The sequence below is a fragment of the Sphaerisporangium sp. TRM90804 genome (assembly GCF_029846175.1).
Classification (GTDB): Bacteria; Actinomycetota; Actinomycetes; order Streptosporangiales; family Streptosporangiaceae; genus Sphaerisporangium.
Genome location: NZ_JARWAC010000034.1, coordinates 1 through 18,049, shown reverse-complemented (window position 1 = coordinate 18,049; position 18,049 = coordinate 1). Strand labels below are relative to the sequence as shown.

At 73.3% G+C, this 18,049-nt stretch carries 14 protein-coding genes; 9 read left to right on the top strand and 5 right to left on the bottom strand.

The features are described from left to right. Window positions 1-36 precede the first annotated feature (36 nt). The gene (locus PYR91_RS33665) at window positions 37-3,087 is read left to right on the top strand and encodes a hypothetical protein (protein ID WP_279786589.1); all 3,051 of its coding nucleotides are present in this window, start codon (window positions 37-39) and stop codon (window positions 3,085-3,087) included. 157 nt (window positions 3,088-3,244) lie between these two features. On the opposite strand, the gene PYR91_RS33660 is transcribed toward PYR91_RS33665, so the two are convergent. Further along, complete coding sequence (locus PYR91_RS33660) at window positions 3,245-3,601, bottom strand: DUF2530 domain-containing protein (RefSeq protein ID WP_279786587.1); 357 nt, start codon at window positions 3,599-3,601, stop codon at window positions 3,245-3,247. A 150-nt stretch (window positions 3,602-3,751) separates the two neighbouring features. Between PYR91_RS33660 and PYR91_RS33655 the strand changes: the two genes are divergently transcribed. Then, window positions 3,752-5,203 carry an NCS2 family permease gene (locus PYR91_RS33655; RefSeq protein WP_347943915.1) on the top strand — a complete coding sequence of 484 codons (1,452 nt, stop codon included), beginning with the start codon at window positions 3,752-3,754 and terminating at the stop codon, window positions 5,201-5,203. Between the two features lie 126 nt (window positions 5,204-5,329). On the opposite strand, the gene PYR91_RS33650 is transcribed toward PYR91_RS33655, so the two are convergent. Further along, complete coding sequence (locus PYR91_RS33650; RefSeq protein WP_279786586.1) at window positions 5,330-6,556, bottom strand: retropepsin-like aspartic protease; 1,227 nt, start codon at window positions 6,554-6,556, stop codon at window positions 5,330-5,332. A 94-nt stretch (window positions 6,557-6,650) separates the two neighbouring features. Then, the gene (locus PYR91_RS33645) at window positions 6,651-7,259 is read right to left on the bottom strand and encodes a helix-turn-helix domain-containing protein (protein ID WP_279786585.1); all 609 of its coding nucleotides are present in this window, start codon (window positions 7,257-7,259) and stop codon (window positions 6,651-6,653) included. 256 nt (window positions 7,260-7,515) lie between these two features. Here PYR91_RS33645 and PYR91_RS33640 point away from each other — a divergent pair, with 256 nt between their 5' ends. Next, complete coding sequence (locus PYR91_RS33640) at window positions 7,516-10,107, top strand: hypothetical protein (protein WP_279786584.1); 2,592 nt, start codon at window positions 7,516-7,518, stop codon at window positions 10,105-10,107. Window positions 10,108-10,148: 41 nt separating this feature from the next. Here PYR91_RS33640 and PYR91_RS33635 read toward each other — a convergent pair whose 3' ends face one another. Beyond that, the gene (locus tag PYR91_RS33635; protein WP_279786581.1) at window positions 10,149-10,730 is read right to left on the bottom strand and encodes a peroxiredoxin-like family protein; all 582 of its coding nucleotides are present in this window, start codon (window positions 10,728-10,730) and stop codon (window positions 10,149-10,151) included. 76 nt (window positions 10,731-10,806) lie between these two features. On the opposite strand from PYR91_RS33635, the gene PYR91_RS33630 reads away from it, so the two are divergent. The 5 genes from PYR91_RS33630 (at window position 10,807) to thpR (ending at window position 15,406) form a co-directional block, all read left to right on the top strand. After that, entirely contained in the window at window positions 10,807-11,430 is a 624-nt protein-coding gene (locus PYR91_RS33630) for a TetR/AcrR family transcriptional regulator (RefSeq protein WP_279786579.1), read from the top strand. Window positions 11,431-11,664: 234 nt separating this feature from the next. After that, window positions 11,665-12,948: an MFS transporter gene (locus PYR91_RS33625; RefSeq protein WP_279786578.1), complete on the top strand. Its 1,284-nt coding sequence runs from the start codon at window positions 11,665-11,667 to the stop codon at window positions 12,946-12,948. A gap of 40 nt (window positions 12,949-12,988) precedes the next feature. Continuing rightward, window positions 12,989-13,429, top strand: a complete 441-nt coding sequence (locus PYR91_RS33620; protein ID WP_279786653.1) for a MarR family transcriptional regulator — start codon at window positions 12,989-12,991, stop codon at window positions 13,427-13,429. 179 nt (window positions 13,430-13,608) lie between these two features. After that, on the top strand, window positions 13,609-14,895 hold the full coding sequence (locus PYR91_RS33615) for an MFS transporter (protein WP_279786576.1): 1,287 nt from the start codon (window positions 13,609-13,611) through the stop codon (window positions 14,893-14,895). Then, complete coding sequence (gene thpR, locus PYR91_RS33610) at window positions 14,849-15,406, top strand: RNA 2',3'-cyclic phosphodiesterase (RefSeq protein WP_279786574.1); 558 nt, start codon at window positions 14,849-14,851, stop codon at window positions 15,404-15,406. Before PYR91_RS33615 ends, thpR begins: the two co-directional genes overlap by 47 nt. 108 nt (window positions 15,407-15,514) lie before the next feature. Here thpR and PYR91_RS33605 read toward each other — a convergent pair whose 3' ends face one another. Then, entirely contained in the window at window positions 15,515-16,486 is a 972-nt protein-coding gene (locus tag PYR91_RS33605; protein WP_279786573.1) for an aldo/keto reductase, read from the bottom strand. Window positions 16,487-16,643: 157 nt separating this feature from the next. On the opposite strand from PYR91_RS33605, the gene PYR91_RS33600 reads away from it, so the two are divergent. After that, complete coding sequence (locus tag PYR91_RS33600; RefSeq protein WP_279786571.1) at window positions 16,644-17,738, top strand: hypothetical protein; 1,095 nt, start codon at window positions 16,644-16,646, stop codon at window positions 17,736-17,738. Window positions 17,739-18,049 lie beyond the last annotated feature (311 nt).

Here is an 18,049-nt window from a genome sequence, read left to right as displayed (position 1 = left end):
CAGCCGGGCCACCTCCTCCACCTCTGGGACTGACGGGTGACTGACATCTTTGGCACCGAACGCATGCGCGCGACCGTTCTCGCCGCCTGGGCGGCCTCGCCCGCGCGCTTCCGCGAGGACGCCAACGCCGAGGAGGACTTCGCCCTCGGCGGCTACCGCGACCGCCTCATCGTCGAACTGGCGCAGAACGCCGCCGACGCCGCCCTGCGCGCCGGAGTCCCCGGGCGGCTGCGGCTGAGCCTGGAGAACGGCGTGCTCAGCGCCGCCAACACCGGCGCGCCGCTGGACGCCACGGGCGTCGAGGGGCTCGCCACGCTCCGCGTGTCGGGCAAGCGCGGCGAGGCCGGCGCGATCGGCCGGTTCGGCGTGGGGTTCGCGGCGGTCGTGTCGGTGTGCGACGAGCCGCTGATCGCCTCGCGCGCCACCGGGGCCGTCCGCTGGTCCAGGGCCGAGACCGTCGCGCTGGTCGAGGCCGAGCCCGCGCTCGCGCCCGAGCTGAAGGGCCGCTCCGGGCACGTCCCCCTGCTGCGCCTGCCCTTCGAGGCGGGCCCGGCCGACGTCCCCGGCGGGTTCGACACCGTCGTCCGGCTGCCGCTGCGCGACACCTCCGTCGAGCAGGCCGTCCGCCGGATGCTCGACGAGACCGGGCCGGCGCTGCCGCTCGCCATGCCGGCCCTGTCGTCGATCGAGATCGAGGTCGACGGCAAGGTCCGCACGGTCTCCGCCGACGGCTGGCGGGTGGTCGAGGAGTCCGGCCGGTTCACCGACGCGCAGGTGGCCGAGCTGTTCGCCGACCGTCCCACCGAGGAGCGCGCGCGGCCGCACTGGCTGGTCCGCTGGGCCGTGCCCGCCGAGCACGGGCGCCTGCCCGGGGACGTCGCGCCCGTCGTGCACGCGCCGACGCCCAGCGACGAGCCGCTCGACCTGCCCGCGCTGCTCATCGCCACCTTCCCGCTGGCCACCGACCGCCGGCACGTCGCCGCGGGCCCGCTCACCGACTTCCTGGTGGAGCGCGCCGCCGAGGCGTATCTGCGGCTCCTGGGCGAGCTGCCGAAGACGACGCGCCTGCTCGACCTCGTGCCCGGCCTCATGGGCAAGGGCGAGCTGGACGCCGCCGTCCGGCGGGCCATCCTGCGCCGCCTCCCCGGCGCGCCGCTGCTCCCGGCCCTCTCGCCGCCCGCCGACCCCGACTGCCGGCGCGACGCCGAACCCGGCGCGGGGCAGGCCGGCGGGTACGTCGTCGCGGGCCGTGAGGCGTCGGCGGTCGCCGGCTCGGCCGAGTTCCTCGACCTGATCGCCGACATCGTCCCCGGGCTGCTGCCCGCCGGCTGGGCCTCGCGGCACCCCGCGCTCACCACGCTCGGCGTCAACCGCGTGGAGCCGGCCGACCTGGTCGACATGCTGTCCGGCGAGGCCGTCGAGCACCGCTCCCCGGCCTGGTGGCGCTCGCTGTACGAGGTGATTCCCGCCGACGACCGCGAGGCCCTCGGCGCCATCGCCGTTCCGCTCGCCGACGGCCGCCTCGTCCGCGGCCCGCGCGGCACGCTCGTCCTCACCGACGGCTCCTCGCTCGACCCGTCGCTGCTCGGCCCGCTCGGCCTGCGTGTGGTGCACCCGGAGGCGGCGCACCCGGTGCTGCTCCGTCTCGGCGCCGCCGAGGCGACCCCGCGAAGCGTCCTGGAGGACCCGCTCACGCGCGCCACCGTCGCCGAGTCCCTCGACAGCGCCGACCCCGAACCGGTGGCGCAGGCCGTCCTGGCGCTGGTGGACGCCGCCGGGCTGACCCCGGGCGAGGCGCCCTGGCTGGGCGCGCTGGCGCTGCGCGGATCCGACGGCGAGCTGTACCCGGCGGGCGAGCTGCTGCTGGGCGACGGCTCGCTGGCCAAGCTGATCGACCAGGAGGTGCCGTTCGGCGTCGCCGCGCCCGACCTGGTGGAGCGGTACGGATCCCGCGTGCTGGAGGCCGCGGGCGTGCTCGACGGGTTCGCGGTGGTGAACGACACCGACGTCCTGCTCGACCCCGAGGAGTGCGACCACGATCTCGACGCCGAGGACGAATGGCTGGAGACCGTCCTCGACACGCTGCCCGAGGCCGAGGTGCCGCCGGTCGCCCGCGAGTTCGCCGCCGTCCGCGACCTTGAGTACGTGGCCGACTGGCCGTCGGCGCTGGCGCTGCTGTCGCGCCCGCCGCTGCGGGCCGCCCTGCAGCCGCTGCGCGCGCTGGTCGCAGGCGAGGTGGCCGAGGCGCCGTCGTACACCGCCTGGTGGCTGTCGCGCCATCCCGTGCTCGACGGCAGGCGGCCCACGTCGCTGCGCGTCCCCGGCGGAGACCCGCTTCTGTACGGGCTCTACGGCGACGCCCCGGCGGGCATGGACGCCGCCGCGCTGGCGATGATCGGGGTGCGTACGACGCTCGCCGACCTGCTGGCGGCGCACGGCGGGCCCGACGAACTGCTCGACCTGCTGGCCGACCCCACCTTGGAGGTCGACCGGCCTCAGTTGCGGTCGCTGTGGATGGCGCTGGCCGGGGTGGAGCCGTCGCGGGTCGCGCCGCCCACGGCGGTGCGGGCGATCCTGGACGGCGAGATCGTCGTCGCCGACGCCGAGGACGGGCACCCGGTCGGCGGCAACGGCGGCCCCGTCCGCGAGGGGCTGGTCGCGGCGGGCGGCCCGGTGGTCGTCGAGGCGCCCGACCTGCTGGCGCTGGTCGCGTCGCGCCCGCTGGTGCTGGCCCCGTTCGACCTCGCCGAGGCGCTGTCGGAGCTGCTCGACCTGCCGGTGGCGGGCGAGGCGGTGACGGGCGAGGTCACCTCGTCCGGGGCGCGGCGGCCGGTGCCCGCGCAGGTGCGCTCGCTGCTGCCGTCGGCGCCCGCGGCCTACGTCGAGCATGATCGGCTGCTGGTCGACGGGGTGCCCGTCTCCTGGCGGTTCTTCGAGGGCGCCGTGCACGCCACCGGGGTCGAGGGCCTGGCCCGGGGGCTGGCGTGGGCGAGCGGCCAGTGGGGCGACCGCCTGGCGGTGGCCGCCCTGCTGCGCGACCCGGACGCCGTCCCCCTGCTGCTCGCCGAGGCCGACCTCGACACCTGAGCCCCACCTCGGCCCCCCGGGGGCCGGCCGCACGAGCCCTTCTAGGGATGTCCGAGGGGCCGGGGGCGCTCTGGGCGGGGGGATGGGCTCAATACATGCGACCCGCACGGGCCCTCAGGGGATTCCAGGCCGGGGCGGCTCTGGGAGTCGGATGCGCTCAGGAGGTGCGGCCGGGTACCGGCCGGTCCTCCTGGTCCCCTGTGACGGCCTGCTCCCGCGGCACGGCGCCGGTCTGCGCCGGGCCCGCGGTGGCGTCCGGGAGCGCCGGTGCGCCCGTGGGGTCGCCGGCCGCCGGGACGCGTTCATGGCGGTCGCGGCGCCAGACGTACCAGTAGCCGAAGATGCCCAGGCCGATGCCGGCGACGCACGTCCAGATCCACCACCGCTGGTCGGGGTCGAGGCCGGCGAACAGCAGCACGACCAGAGCGACCGCCCACAGGCCTATGCCCGAGAGGATCACCTTGGCGTCGTCCGTCTCCAGCGGTCCGGGGTCGGGGGGGCGAGGCGCGTTCACGCATTCCAGCCTAGGCGAGAACACTTCGCTCATCGCGGTGCGGGGGCGTACAACCTGCCGGGGATCGAACCGCGCACAAGTTGGTCTCGATCGCACGACGAGAGACGTCGGGGTCTTTTCGGCCGTGGTAGCGCCTGCCACTCTGCCCGCGTGAGCGACATAACGACCCCCACGTCCCCGTCCACCGGCTTCGCCGGCCGGCTTGATCGTTACTTCCACATCTCCGAGCGCCGGTCGACGTTCGGCCGTGAGATCCGCGGCGGGCTGGCGACCTTCTTCACGATGGCGTACATCGTCGTCCTCAACCCGCTGATCATGGGCTCGGTGAAGGACGCCGACGGCCAGGTGCTCGGCGACGGCACCGTCGCGAACTTCGCCATGATCGCGGCGGCGACCGCGTTCACGGCGGGCGTTCTGACGATCCTCATGGGCGTGGTCGCCAAGGTGCCCTTCGCACTGGCGGCCGGCCTCGGGCTCAACGCCTTCGTGGCGTTCGGCATCGCGTCCTCCATGTCGTGGGAGGACGCGATGGGGCTGGTCGTCCTGGAGGGCATCGTCATCGTGATCCTGGTGCTGACCGGATTCCGGACGGCGGTGTTCCACGCGATCCCGAACCAGATGAAGACGGCGATCAGCGTCGGCATCGGCCTGTTCATCGCCCTGATCGGCTTCGTGGACTCCGGCTTCGTCCGCAAGGCGGAGGGCACCCCGCTCGAACTGGGCATCGGCGGCTCGCTGACGAGCTGGCCCCTCTTCGTGTTCATCGTCGGCCTGCTGCTCACCGTGGTGCTGGTGGCCCGCAAGGTCAAGGGAGCCATCCTGATCGGCATCGTCGGCACGACGATCATCGCGATCATCGTCCAGGCGATCGCCGGCGCGGGCAAGCTGGGCTGGAGCCTCGTCGTGCCCGAGCTGCCCGAGAGGATCGTAGGCGTGCCCGACCTGAGCCTGCTCGGCCAGTTCAGCCTGTTCGGGTCGTTCACCAAGGTCAGCGCGGTCCTGGCCGTGTTGCTGGTGTTCACCCTGCTCATCACCGACTTCTTCGACACGATGGGCACGGTCGTCGGCGTCGGCCGCCAGGCCGACCTGGTGGACGAGGACGGCACCCTCCCGCGCACCCGCGAGATCCTGCTCGTCGACTCCGTCGCCGCGGCCGCCGGCGGCGCCGCGTCCACCTCGTCCAACACGACGTACATCGAGTCGGCCGCCGGCGTCGGGGAGGGCGCCCGCACCGGCTTCGCCAGTGTCGTCACCGGCATCCTGTTCCTGCTGGCGGTCTTCCTCTCCCCGCTGGTCGACGTCGTCCCCTACGAGGCCGCCGCCCCCGCCCTGGTCGTCGTCGGCTTCCTCATGATGACCGCCATCAGGGACATCGACTTCACCGACTACGAGATCGCCATCCCCGCCTTCCTGACGATCGTCCTCATGCCCTTCACCTACTCCATCTCCAACGGGATAGGCGCCGGCTTCATCACCTACGTCCTCATCAAGGCCATCAAGGGCAAGACCCGCGAGGTCCACCCCCTCCTGTGGGTGGTGACGGCCCTCTTCGTCATCTACTTCGCCATCGGCCCCATCAAAATCCTGCTCGGCCTCAGCTGATCCCCGGCCGTTCCGGGCTCACCACCCCCCGGAACGGCCGTTCCGTCCGCGGTCAGCGCCGGTGTCTGGTCCCTCCTCCGGGGGCTCATGGTCGGTGAACACGTCCGGCCCGTCGGTCCGTTGTCCTCACGCGGCCGCTGCGGGGTGGCGGAACGTGTATTCGTGGTGGTCGAAGTCGAGGGTCCACGCGTACTCGTTGAGGAAGGAGTGGGACAGCAGGGCGTCGATGCGCACGCCGCCGAAGGATGACCAGGGCACGCGGCGGGTCGGGGTGGTGGCGGCGAACTGGTCGTCCTGGCGTAGCGGGCCCAGGTGGACGGGGGCCTGGAGGGTGAAGTGAGGGCGGGCGGCGCGGTCTCGGGGGACGCCCCAGGAGCGGTAGTGGCGGGCGGTCGTGTAGAGGCATGCCTGGCGGGGCGGTGAGCCGTCCTCCTGGCCGACGTAGACCAGGCCGGAGTCGATGAAGAAGTTGAGGTCCCGGCGGGGGCCGAAGCCTCCCCGGGCGAACATGTAGTGGTCGCCCCACAGGTAGAAGGGGATCCGGGCGAGCTCTCGCCGGCCGTCGAGCAGCGCGAGGTGGTCGGCCGTGTGCCGTGGGTCGCGCCGCTTCGACAGGATCAGGCGGTCACCGGGATGGTCGACGGTGGCGAGGAACCGCTGCAGGACGTTGGTGCCGATGATGACGAGGTCCTGGTCGTCGCGCAGGGTCGGCAGGGCGTTCACCGGCACGTTCTTCAAGGCGGCGCCGCCGAGCGTCAGCTCCCTGGCCATCCCGGTGTAGAGGTCGGTGCGGGTCGTGCCGTGGTGGTCCTTTCCATGGCGGGTCAGCCGGATGCCCAGCGCTTCGGCGCGCCGGGTTCCCATGGCGAGGAACGCGCCGCCGGTGTCGATGTGGGCGTGCACGGGGTGGCCGTCGAGCGTGGCGTCCACCGCGGGCAGGTAGGGCGCCAGCGGGTGGTCGGCGAAGGGGAGGACGGCCGTGTGATCGAGTTCGACCCTCAGCGGGTGGTCCATGCGAGACACCAGGTCGGGAGGCATCGGCCGTCGCCCCCGGCGCCGCTGTACGTGCGCGTGGGCCTCGGCCGGCCGGTCAAGGTGCAGCAGGGCGTGCGCGACGGGTTCGTCCAGTTCCGTCCAGGCCGGATACCGGTGGCGGACGGCCTCGTAGTGGGCGAGCGCCTGCTCGTAGCCGCCGCGCACGTAACTCGTCAGGAACCGCAGGCGCGCCCGCTGCCGTGGGCCGCTGTGGGCGGCCAGGCGCTCGGCTTCGTCGACGTCCCCACGCACCCAGGCCCGCCACGCGGCCCGGGCGGGCGCTGCTCGTAAGTCCCAGCGGTGGGAGACCAGGCTCATTCCCCGCTCTCCCCGGCCGCGTGATCGTGTGCCCTGCCCCGCCATGCGGCGTAGGCGGGTGCGCGTTGTGAGCGCCGGCGACGGGAGGCCGGGCTCATTGTCCGGACTCCTCGACCGGGTGGCCGCTTCCGGTGGTCAGGTCCAGGGTGGCGGCGATGATGGTGAGCAGAGGGACCACCGCGTGGGCGGCGAGTTCGTACTCGCCTCGCCTCGGCTGGATGAGCAGGCCCACCGCCTGTAGACCGCGCAGGTGGTGGTAGAGGTGCCCCGTGGAGGTCGTCTCACCGAGGGCCTCCTGGAGCTGTGTGCGGGTGCGTGAGGTTCCGACCAGCGCGGTGAGCAGCGCCAGGCGGGCAGGACTGCCGAGGCACTCCAGCAGGGCGGCGGTACCCGATCGCTCCGCGCCGGTGAGCTCCTGGACGGGTCGCTGTTTGGCCCACATGTACTCACGACCGTCGCGGCCGACGGCTCCCGCGTACGCGATCGCGCCGGTCGCCTCCGACGGTCCCGGCTGCTGGCCGTCGTCGGGTCCTTCGATGTGCTCGCGCAGCCGGTCGAGCAGCCGCAGGGGCGCGTCGCCGGACGAGCGCCCGCCCACCCGGTCTTTCGGCTGGGCGACCGCCCCCGCCTCCAGCCGTCCCACCCGCCCCTCCAGGGCGGCGAGCCGCTGCTCCATCGCGTCCATTCTCCCCCAGATCACCATCGAGAGATTTTTCCGTAATTCCGGACTAGCGTACATAGGCGTGTTCGGAGGGTCAACGACCCATAGCGGCTCGCCGACGTCGCGTGCGGATGCTCAATGCGGACTGAGTACGGAGACTCATGCGGAGATGATCTGAAGGCGGCATTGTTCAGTCATGCGCGGAGATGTGCGGTGCCCTGACTGCGGTGCGGACTTGGGCGGAGGCGGGGCCCCGGGAACGGGGGCGGGGGCCGAGTGCCCGCGGTGCGCGTTGCCGTTGGGGGGACCCGTCGCGTTCGAGCTGTGGCAGGTGGACGGAGCGCTGGCCGGGCTGCGGGTCGAGGAGAGGCGACTGCTGGGCCGCCGGGAGGAGTTGCTGGGCATCCTGCGGCACGGGCGCGCGCGGGTGGCCGAGGATCCGGCCGCGGAGCAGGCCCGGCGTCCGGGGTCCTCGGGGGAGCAGGTCCGGGGTCCGGGGTCCCCGGGGGAGCAGGTCCCGGGTCCGGGGGAGCCTGTCGGGCGGCCGGGGGAGCGGGTCCGGGGGCCGGAGGTGCCGGGGGAGCCGGTTCAGCGGCGGGAGGTGTCGGCGGGGGCGGTACAGAACCTGCTGCTCATCCTCGGGGGCCTGCTGCTGACGGTGGCGGCGGTGGTGTTCACCGTCGTGAGCTGGGGGCGGATGGGCATCGGCGGGCGGGCGGTCGTGCTGGCGGGGTTCACCGCGCTGGCCATGCTGGTGCCGGTGGTGCTGGTGCGCCGTCGGCTGACCGCGACGGCCGAGGCCGTGGCGGGCCTCGCCGTCGCGCTTCTGCTGCTCGACGGGTACGCGGCCAGACGGGTGGGATTCCTCGGGGCCGACGCCGTCGAGGCGCTGGACTACACGGCGGCGGTGTTCGGCGTCATCGCGCTGATCCTGGTGGCTTACGCGCGGTTCGTTCCGCTTCGTGGTCCCGTCCCGGTCGCGGTGGTGCTGGCACAGCCGATCCTTCCGCTGCTGGCCGAGGGCGCGTCGGCGACCTGGGTGGTCGCCGCGCTGGTGGCCACGGCGGCGCTGGACGTCGCGCTGGTGCGCTACGGCCGGGCGCGGACGACGTCCGTGATCTGCGGCAGCGTGGTGGCGGTTCTGGCGCTGCTGGGCGGCGGGGCCCTCGCGCTCGACGGCGGCTCCCTCGGGCGGGCGCTGGGCGGGTCCGCGTCGCTGGCCGCGCTCGCCCTGCTCGGGGCGTTCGCGGTGTGGAGCCTCGTCCGGTCGCGCGTGGCGGAGTGGGAGACCTGGGCGTCGCTGATCACGGTGGGCGCGGCGCTGGCGCTGATCGCCGCCCTGGCCGCGCCGGGGGAGTGGGCGCTGGACGGGCCGAGCCCGGACTGGCGCCCGTTGGCCTACCTCCTCCCGGCGCTCGTGGTCGTGCTCGCCGCCACCTGGCTGCCCTGGCGCGGGATACGGCTGGCGGGCATGGCCACCGGTGGCCTGGTGGCGCTGTCGACCGCGCTGACGGCGCTGCCCCGGCTCGTGTTCACCCTGGCGGCACCGCTGGAACGGCTCGAAACCCTCTGGACGGGCAGGTGGGAACGCGGAGCATGGCCCGCCGAGGTGACGTCACCGGTGGAGGTGGTGGTGCTCGGCGTGCTGACGGCCGGCTTCCTGGCGCTCGCCGCGCGCGGCGCCGGTGCGCGGCCGATGGCGGGCGGTCCCGCCGCGTCGGACGTACCTGGCGCCGGTGGGCGGCGAGTGGAGGATGATCCCCCGGCGTCGGACGTGGGCGGTACTGGTGGGCGGCCGGTGGAGAGCGACCCCCCGGCGTCGGACACGGGCGGTGCCGGCGGGCGGCCGGTACGGGGGGATTCCCCGGCGTCGGACGGTGGCGGTACCAGGGGGTGGGCGGTTCGGGGGGCGTTGGTTGGTGCGCTGACTTCCGGGGTGCTCGGGGTCGCGGGGGTTCCGGCGGCCTTCGCGATGGCCTATCCGGCGGCGGTGGCCCTGTATGTGGCGCTGGCCTGTGTGCCGGCGGTGGCCGCCACGCTGAGCCGGGCGCGTTGGTGGGCGGTGGCCTGCGCGCTCGTCGCGGGCCCGGCGTCGGTGGAGGCGGCGGCGTACGCGTTCGGCAGCGAGGCGGCCACCCTGATCGTGCTGCCGATCCTGGCGGTCGCGGCCGCCGCCGTGGCGTTCGCCGCCAGGGTGACGGCCCTGCGGGCATGGGGGCTGGGCGCCGCCGTGCTGTTCCTCGGCCTGGAAGCGCTGGCGACGGGACTGGCGGTGGGGCTTCAGCCGACGGTGGCGGCGAGTGTCGGGTACGCGGTCGCCGGGGTGCTCGTGCTGGTCGGCTCGCTGTGGGCCGGCGTGTCCGATCGAGGCTGGGGGAGACCGGAGTGGCTGCGGTACACGGGCACCGTCCTGCTGCTGGCCGCCACGTGGCTGCGGCTGTGGGCAGGCGAGGTCGCCGTCGTGGAGGCGTACACGGTGCCGTGCTCGCTGGCGCTGCTGGGGTTCGGCTGGTGGTGGCGGCGGAGCGGGAACCTCTCGTCGTGGGCGGCCTACGGCGCCGGGCTCTCCTTCACGATGCTGCCGAGCCTGGTGGCGGTGTACGCGGACGAGGAGTGGCGGCGTTCGCTGGCGCTGGGCGTGGTGGCGCTGGCGGTGCTGCTCGCCGGAGCCCGGTTCCGGCTCCAGGCCCCCACGGTGATCGGCGGCATCACGCTCTTCGGCGTGGTGGTGCGGGAGATGGCCCCGTACGTGTCGGAGTTCTGGGTCGCGGTGCCGCGCTGGGTGCCGATCGCGGTGGGCGGGCTCCTGCTCGTGGTGATCGGCGCGACGTACGAAGGACGCGCCCGCGACCTGCGGCGGCTTCGGAACACCCTGGCGACGATGGACTGACGCTCCCCGCGCTCCGCCTCCCGCGTTCCCGTCTGACGGGCTCAGCGGGCCGCGCGGGCGTGGGTGAGGAGTTCTTCGGTCGACCACTGGTCGTCGGCGTGGGCGCCGTACTTGCGGGCCAGGACGTGGCCGCCGGGGGCTATGAGGAAGTCGGCGGGCAGGCCGGTGCGGCCGCCGTGGGGGAGGAGCGACGGGGCGGGGCGGCGTCGGCGCAGGACCGGGACGAGGTCGCGCGCGACGCCCCGGAGGATCGCTCCCCACGCGCGCGGGTCGAGCAGGGCCCGGGGGGCGGACTCCACGCCGAACTCGGCGTAGAGCCGCTTGCCGGGGTCGGCGACGACGGCGAACGGCAGGTCGGCGGCGTGCGGGCGCAGTTCGTCGGCGGATGAGTGGAAGACGACGACCTCACGGACGCCCGCCGAGACGATCTCGTCGTGCCGCGTCACGAACGACCGCAGATGCAGGTTGCAGACCGGGCAGCCCGCGAAACGCCGGAACTGCAGGTGGACGAGGTGCTCCGGGTGGGGGACGGACACCGTGGCGCCGGCGATCGTCTCCAGATCACGGGGGGTGATCACCTGCCCCACCGTGATCCGCTTCTTCTCCGCGAGCTTGGGCGTCATGTCGATCTCTCCTCCGTAGGCGTGCGATGTACGCTAACGCTGAACGGTATGAGCGTAGGCTGTACGCTGTCAATCCGTGCCGCGTCCTCGCTCCCTCACGCATACGGACATCGCCTCCGCCGCGCTCGCGGTCATCGACCGCGACGGCCTGGCCGCCCTCTCCATGCGCGCGGTCGCGGTCGAGCTGGGCATGGCGACGATGTCGCTGTACCGCTATGTCACCGACCGCGAGCAGCTCGAAGGGCTGGTCGTCGACCTCGTGCTCTCGGACGCCGACCTCACGCCGCCCCGGGGAGGCTCGTGGAGCGAGCGCGTGACGGTACTCGCCGAACGGGTCCGCGACGTCATCGGCGCGCACCCGAACGTCGTCCCGCTGACGCTCACCCACCGCCACAGCTCCGCCGCCGTGCTCCGCTGGGCCGAGGTGGTCCTCGCCGTCCTCACCGAGGCTGGCTTCACCGGGGAGAAGAGGGTCGTCGCCCTGCGCGGCGTGCTGGCCTACCTGATCGGCTCCATCCAGCTGGAACACCTCGGCCCCCTGTCGGGCCCGGCCACCGCCACCATGGCCGGCCTGCCCCGCGCGCAGTTCCCGCTCCTGGCCCAGACGGCCCGCCAGGCCCGGGACGTCACCCCGCCCGAGGAGTTCCGCCGCGGCCTGGCCGCCCTTCTGCGCGGTCTCGGGTCCTGCCTGGACGAGTGACCGGTCGCCGCCGCGGCTCGCGGGCCGGCCCCTTCGAGCCGGGCGTGGTCCAGGTCCGCGCGGCGCACGTCGGTGCGGGACAGAGCCGGGGCGCGGGGCCGGGACGCGCCCGGCGGGCGGGCGTGGACCGTCAGCGCCGACCGGGTGTGCGGGGCCGGAGAAAAGGCTTTGTCAGGGCGCGGAAGTCGTGACTAAGGTCGATCGGCCGTTTTCCCGCTACGAAGGGACGTGGTCATGCTCGGGCCCGCTCTGATCCGCCGCTTTCCGGTCCTGGGCATCCGCGACTTCCGGCTGCTGCTGGCCGACCGCCTGCTCGCGCCGGCGGCGGTCGCGTTCTCGATCGTCGGGGTGTCGTTCGCGGTCCTCGACCTGACGGGCTCGACCGCCGACCTGTCGTACGTGCTGGCGGCCCAGATCGCGCCGTCGCTGGTGTTCACGCTGCTCAGCGGGGTCGTCGCCGACCGCATCCCCCCGCAGCGGGTGATCGTCGCGGCGAACGTGCTGATCGCGGTGTCCGAGGGCGGCCTCGGGCTGCTCGTGCTCACCGGCGAGGTCGAGCTCTGGCACATGATCGTGCTGGAGACGCTGACCGGGGTGGGCATGGCCGTCTTCTGGCCGGCGTCCCAGGCGCTGCTGCCGAAGATCGTGCCCGACGGGCTGCTCCAGGAGGCGAACGCCATCAGCCGCCTGGCGATGAACGGCGCGCAGATGGGCGGGGCCGCCGTCGCGGGGGTGGTGGTCGCGGTCATCGGGCCCGGGTGGGCGCTGTCGATCTGCGGCGTCGGGCTGCTGGGCACGATTCCGATGCTGCTGTCGATCAGGGTCACCGGGCACGCGCGGGTGCCGGGCGCGAGCATGCTCGGCGACCTGCGTGAGGGCTGGTCGGAGTTCGTCAGCCACACCTGGCTGTGGGCGATCGTGCTGCAGTTCTGCGTCACGCTCATGGCCTGGTACGGCGGGTTCCAGGTGCTCGGCCCGGTCGTCGCCAAGTCCGACCTCGGCGGGCCGGCGGCGTGGGGGGTGATCACCGCGGCCGAGGCGCTGGGGCTGCTGCTCGGCGGCCTGCTGTCCCTGCGCTTCGCCCCGAGAAGGCCCATCCTGTTCGTGGCGTGCATCGGCGCGGTCATGGCCATCTCGCCGCTGTCGCTGGCGATGCGGTGGCCGCTGCTGGGCATCTGCGGGGCCGCGGTGCTGCTCGGCGTCGCGATGGAGATCATGATGGTGCAGTGGAGCGTCGCGCTGGCCCGCAACATCCCCTCGGAGAAGCTGGCCCGCGTCTCGGCGTACGACGCGCTCGGCTCGGTCATGGCGATGCCGGTCGGCGCGCTGGTGGCCGGCCCGCTGGCGCACAACATCGGCACCTCGGCCACCCAGTACGGCGCCGCCGCGGTGATCGTCGCCGCCGCGGCGCTCACCCTGCTGTCCCGTCAGGTCCGCACCATGCGGGCGCACGTCCCTCGGCCGGACTCCGACGACGACGAATCGGGCCTGCCTGGAATCACCGCGAGCCCGATATAGTTAGCAAAGGTAATGACTTATGCTAACGAACCTCCAGAAGATGGGCCCCGTGTCGGACCTTCGAAGCGACCCAGGCCTGGCTTCCGCGCTACGCGTGTCGCTGGCCCGGTTGACCCGGCGGCTGCGGCGTCAGGCCGGGGCCCATACGCTGACCCCCACCCAGCTCGCGGTGCTCAGCGCCGTCGAAGCGCATTCGGGGATAACCCCTGGCGAGCTCGCCGAGCTCGAAAAGATGCAGCCGCCTTCGATGACGCGGGTGATCGCCGGGTTGGAGGAGCGGGGGCTGGCCGCCCGCACCCCGCACCCGGGCGATCGGCGCCAGGTGACCGTGAGCGTGACGGAGCCCGGCCGGGAGCTGCTGAAGTCCGAGCGCCGGGGCAAGGAGGCGTGGCTCGCCCAGCGGCTGACGGAGCTGACCCCCGAGGAGCGCGCGACGCTGCGAGCGGCGGCGCCGATCCTGGAGAAGCTCTCCCAGATGTGAGCCGTCCACAGGCTGTGGACGACGCCCGGCGGCCGGTCCCGCTCGACGAGCCGGCTCCGGCGCCGTTCCAGCGGCGGTGGGACCCGCGGGTGCCCGCCGTCCCGGGGCCTGTCCAGGATGGGACCGGCGAAGAGGTGGCGGGAGCGCCGGTCGCGGGAACACCTTCATCGGAGGCGCCGGTGGGGGAAGCGGAGGCCGTCAGCCGTTCGGGCGGCGGCATGTTCCGGTCGTTGCGCAACCACAACTACCGCCTGTTCGTGTCGGGCAGCGTGGTGTCGAACGTCGGCACGTGGATGCAGCGCACGGCCCAGGACTGGCTGGTCCTGGAGCTCACGCACGGCAGCTCGGCCGCGCTCGGCATCACCACGGCCCTGCAGTTCCTGCCGGTCGTGCTGTTCGGCCTGTTCGGCGGCGTGCTCGCCGACCGTTACGCCAAGCGGCCCCTGCTCATGATGGCTCAGGCGCTGATGGGCGTGCTCTCGCTCACCATGGGCCTGCTCACGCTGACCGGCCACGCCCAGGTGTGGCACGTCTACGTCATGGCCTTCCTGCTCGGCACGGTCTCCTGCGTCGAGGTGCCCACGCGGCAGTCGTTCGTGGTCGAGATGGTCGGGCGGTCCGACCTGTCCAACGCCATCGCGCTGAACAGCTCGACCTTCAACCTCGCCAGGGTCGTCGGCCCCGCCGTCGCGGGCCTGCTGATCTACGCCCTGGGCGGCACCGGCCCGATCTTCATCATCAACGCCGTCTCGTTCGCCGCGGTGATCGCGGGCCTGATGCTGATGCGCGCGACGGAGCTGCACACGCCCCTGCCGGTGGCCCGGGCCAAGGGGCAGCTCCGCGAGGGCCTGCGGCACGTGTGGCAGCGCCCTGAGCTGCTGATGCCGATCCTGCTGGTGGCGTTCGTGGCGATGTTCGCGACCAGCTTCACCATGAGCATCGCGCTGATGGCCAAGCAGGTGTTCGGCCAGGACGCGTCGTCGTTCGGCGTGGCGTCCAGCGTGTTCGCCGTCGGGGCCCTCGGCGGGGCGCTGCTGGCCGCGCGGCGGGCCCGCCCGTCCCCGCGCCTGCTGATCGGCGGGGCCGTCCTGTTCGGCGTCTTCGCGATCGCGGCCGGGCTGGCGCCGGTCTACCCGGTGTTCCTGCTGCTCCTGGTGCCCGCGGGCATGGCGATGATCACGACGAACACCGCCGCCAACTCCTCGGTGCAGCTCGCGGCCTCACCCGAGATGCGGGGCCGTGTCATGGGCATCTACGTGCTGGTGTTCACCGGCGGCGCCCCGCTCGGCGCGCCGCTGATCGGCTGGGTCGGCGAGCTGGCCGGCCCCCGTCTGGGCATGATGATCTGCGGTGTGATGTGCCTGGCCGGTGTCGGCCTGGCGATCCTGCTGACCAGGTTCGCTGCCGGAAGGACACGCGGTGCGGTTGTTCGTGGCGTTGTCGCCTCCTCCCGAAGCGCTCGCTGAGATAGCGGAGGCCGTCGGCTCGGTGCGGGAGCGATGGCCCGAGCTGCGCTGGGTGGCGCCCGAGACCTGGCACGTGACGCTGGCGTTCCTCGGGGAGGTCCCCGACCGGGTGGTGCCGTCCCTGGAGGTGCGGCTGGCGCGGGCGGCCGGGCGCTACGCGCCTATGACCATGGAGTTCGCCGGGGCGGGCGCCTTCCCGTCCCCCGGGCGGGCGCGGGTGTTCTGGCTGGGCCTGCGCGGCGGCGGCCCGTCGATCTCGCGGCTGGCGGCCTCGATGGTCGCGGGCGCGCGCCGGGCCGGGGCCGAACAGGCCGACAGGAAGCCCTTCCACCCCCACCTGACGCTCGCCCGATCGCGGGGCGGCGCCGACCTCGGGCCGCTGACCGACGCGCTCGCGTCGTTCGCGGGCACGCCGTGGCGGGCCGAGGCCGTGCACCTGAAGCGCAGCCACCTCGGCCCGTCGGTGCGTTACGAGACCGTCGGGTCATGGCCATTGGCCGGGCGCGGCTAGGCTCCACTGCGTGGACCGTCCCCGACGCTGGCTGCTGCCCGCGGTGCTCGCGCTGCTCGTGGTCATCGTGGTGATCGGCGCGCTCCTGTCGTAACCCGCCTCAGCCTGTCACCAGGCGTAGGCCTCGGGCGCCTCGCCGCCGGGGCCGGGGAAGACCTCGTCGAGCTGGGCCAGCGCCTTGTCGTCCAGCTTGATCTCCAGAGCGCGCAGCGTGCCGTTGAGCTGCTCGATCGTGCGGGGGCCGATGATCGGCCCCGTCACGGCCTTCTGCGCCAGCAGCCACGCCAGGGCGACGTTCGCGGGCTCCTCGCCGCGCTCGTCGCAGAACGCCTCGTAGCGCTCGATCTGGTCGCGGTGCTTCTCCAGCTCGCGCAGCATGTGCTCCGAGGCCGAGCGGCCCTTGTCGATCTTCCGCAGGACGCCGCCCAGCAGGCCGCCGCCCAGCGGGCTCCACGGGATCACGCCGAGCCCGTAGTCGTCGCAGGCCGGGAGCACCTCCAGCTCCACGGTGCGGGTGAGCAGGTTGTAGTGCGACTGCTCCGACACCAGGCCGGTGAAGCCGCGGCGGGCGGCGCCCTCCTGCGCCTTGGCGATCTGCCATCCGGCGAAGTTGGACGACCCCGTGTAGATGATCTTGCCCTGCTGGCGCAGGACCTCCATCGCCTCCCAGATCTCGTCGACCGGGGTGTTCCTGTCGACGTGGTGCATCTGGTAGATGTCGATGTAGTCGGTCTGCATCCTCTTGAGCGAGGCGTCGCAGGCCCGGCGGATGTTCAGGGCCGACAGGCCCTCGTCGTTCGGCCAGTCGCCCATCGAGCCGTACAGCTTGGTGGCGATGACCGTCTTCTCGCGGCGGCCGCCTCCCTTGGCGAACCAGCGCCCGAGAATGTTCTCGGTGATCCCCTCTCCCTTCTTCCAGCCATACACGTTGGCCGTGTCGAAGAAGTTGATGCCCAGTTCGTGAGCTCTGTCCATGATGGCGAACGAGTCGTCTTCGGAGGTCTCAGGTCCGAAGTTCATCGTGCCCAGGCAGAGGCGGCTCACGGAAAGACCGGTGCGTCCGAGGCGTGTGTATTCCATGCTCCTCACCCTAAGCACCTTGAGTGCACTCAAGCCCAGCCCCCGACCGCGACGAACTGGCCCGGGTTTCCCCAAGCCGCGCCGGGACGCCGCGCCGGTGCGACGCGGCGCGGGCGGCGCGGGGCATGATGAGCTGATGGGGAGCGAACGGGTGGCCATGACGATTCGAGTCCTCGCCGCGGTGGGGCTGCTGCTCGGCGTCCCCGCGGCGGCCTGCGCCGCGACAGGTGCGGCCGCCGCGGCGGTCGATCCCGGCGCAGGCGAGGCGTCCGGCGGGCGGGGGGACGAGAAGCTGCTGTTCCGGTTCAAGGACCCCCGCATCGGGGAGTCCAGCGGCCTGGCCGTGTCCCTCACCCGAAAGAACGTGATCTACACCCACAACGACAGCGGCTCCAGCGCGCAGTTCTTCGCCGTCGGCCCGACCGGCGCCACCCTGGCGACGTTCACGGTGGCCGGGGCGGCGGCCCGCGACTGGGAGGCCATGGCCACGTCCATCGACCCGGCCACCGGCCGGGCGGTGCTCTGGTTCGCCGACATCGGCGACAACCTCAACGGCGCCTGGCCCGACTACTCGATCTACAAGGTGCCCGAGCCCACGACCATGCGGGACGCGACCGTCCAGGCCACCCGCTACCGCTTCCGGTACAAGGACGGCGGGCGCAACGCCGAGGGCATCATGGTCAACCCGAGGACGGGGCGGCTCTACGTCGTCAGCAAGGAGTTCGCCGGGTCGGTCTACCAGGCCCCGGCCAAGCTGCGCACCGACCGGGTGAACATCCTGCGCCGCGTCGGGCCGGCGCCGCTCATGGCCACCGACGCCGCCTACTCGCCCGACGGCTCCATGTTCGTGATCCGCACGTACATCTCCGCGTCGCTGTACCGGGCGCCGGACGACCTGGTCAGCCGGGTCTCCATGCCCGCCCTGCGGCAGGCCGAGTCGATCGCCTTCACCCGCGACGGCAAGTCCCTGCTCGTCGGCTCCGAGGGGGAGAACAGCCCGGTGTACGCGGTGCGCCTCCCGGCGGCGGCCACCGCCGGCCAGGCGTCCGCCTCCCCCCGCCGCGAGGGCGCGAGCCCCCCCGCGTCCCGCTCGGCCGCCCCCTCGGTGGCCCCGTCGGCCGCCTCCGCCGAGGAGGAGGCCGAAGCGACGAAGCACGACACCGGCGTCCCAGGCGGCATGGTCGCCCTCTGGGTAGGCATGGCCGTAGGCGCCACCGGCCTCATAGCCGCGGTGGCCCGCCGCTTCAGCTGACCCTTCCCGTCGGCGGGTGACGCTCGGCCCCCCACTCCGTCCGCGCTCCGATCAACGGCCGCCCCCCGAAACGGCGCCTTCGGCACCGCCTCCTCAGGGCGACCCTCATCCGCCCCCCACCCAACGTCGCGCACGCTCCCCGCAGCCGGACGGAAAGCAGTACAGCCTCGGTCGAGGTCCGGCAACCCGGGTGTCGTTGACTGCTCGCTGTCCGGTCGGCCTCCACGGTCGGCTCGGTCGCTGTGGTCGGCTTCGGCCGTGGTTTGGTCGGCTCGGTCGCTGTGGTCGGCTTCGGCCGTGGTTTGGTCGGC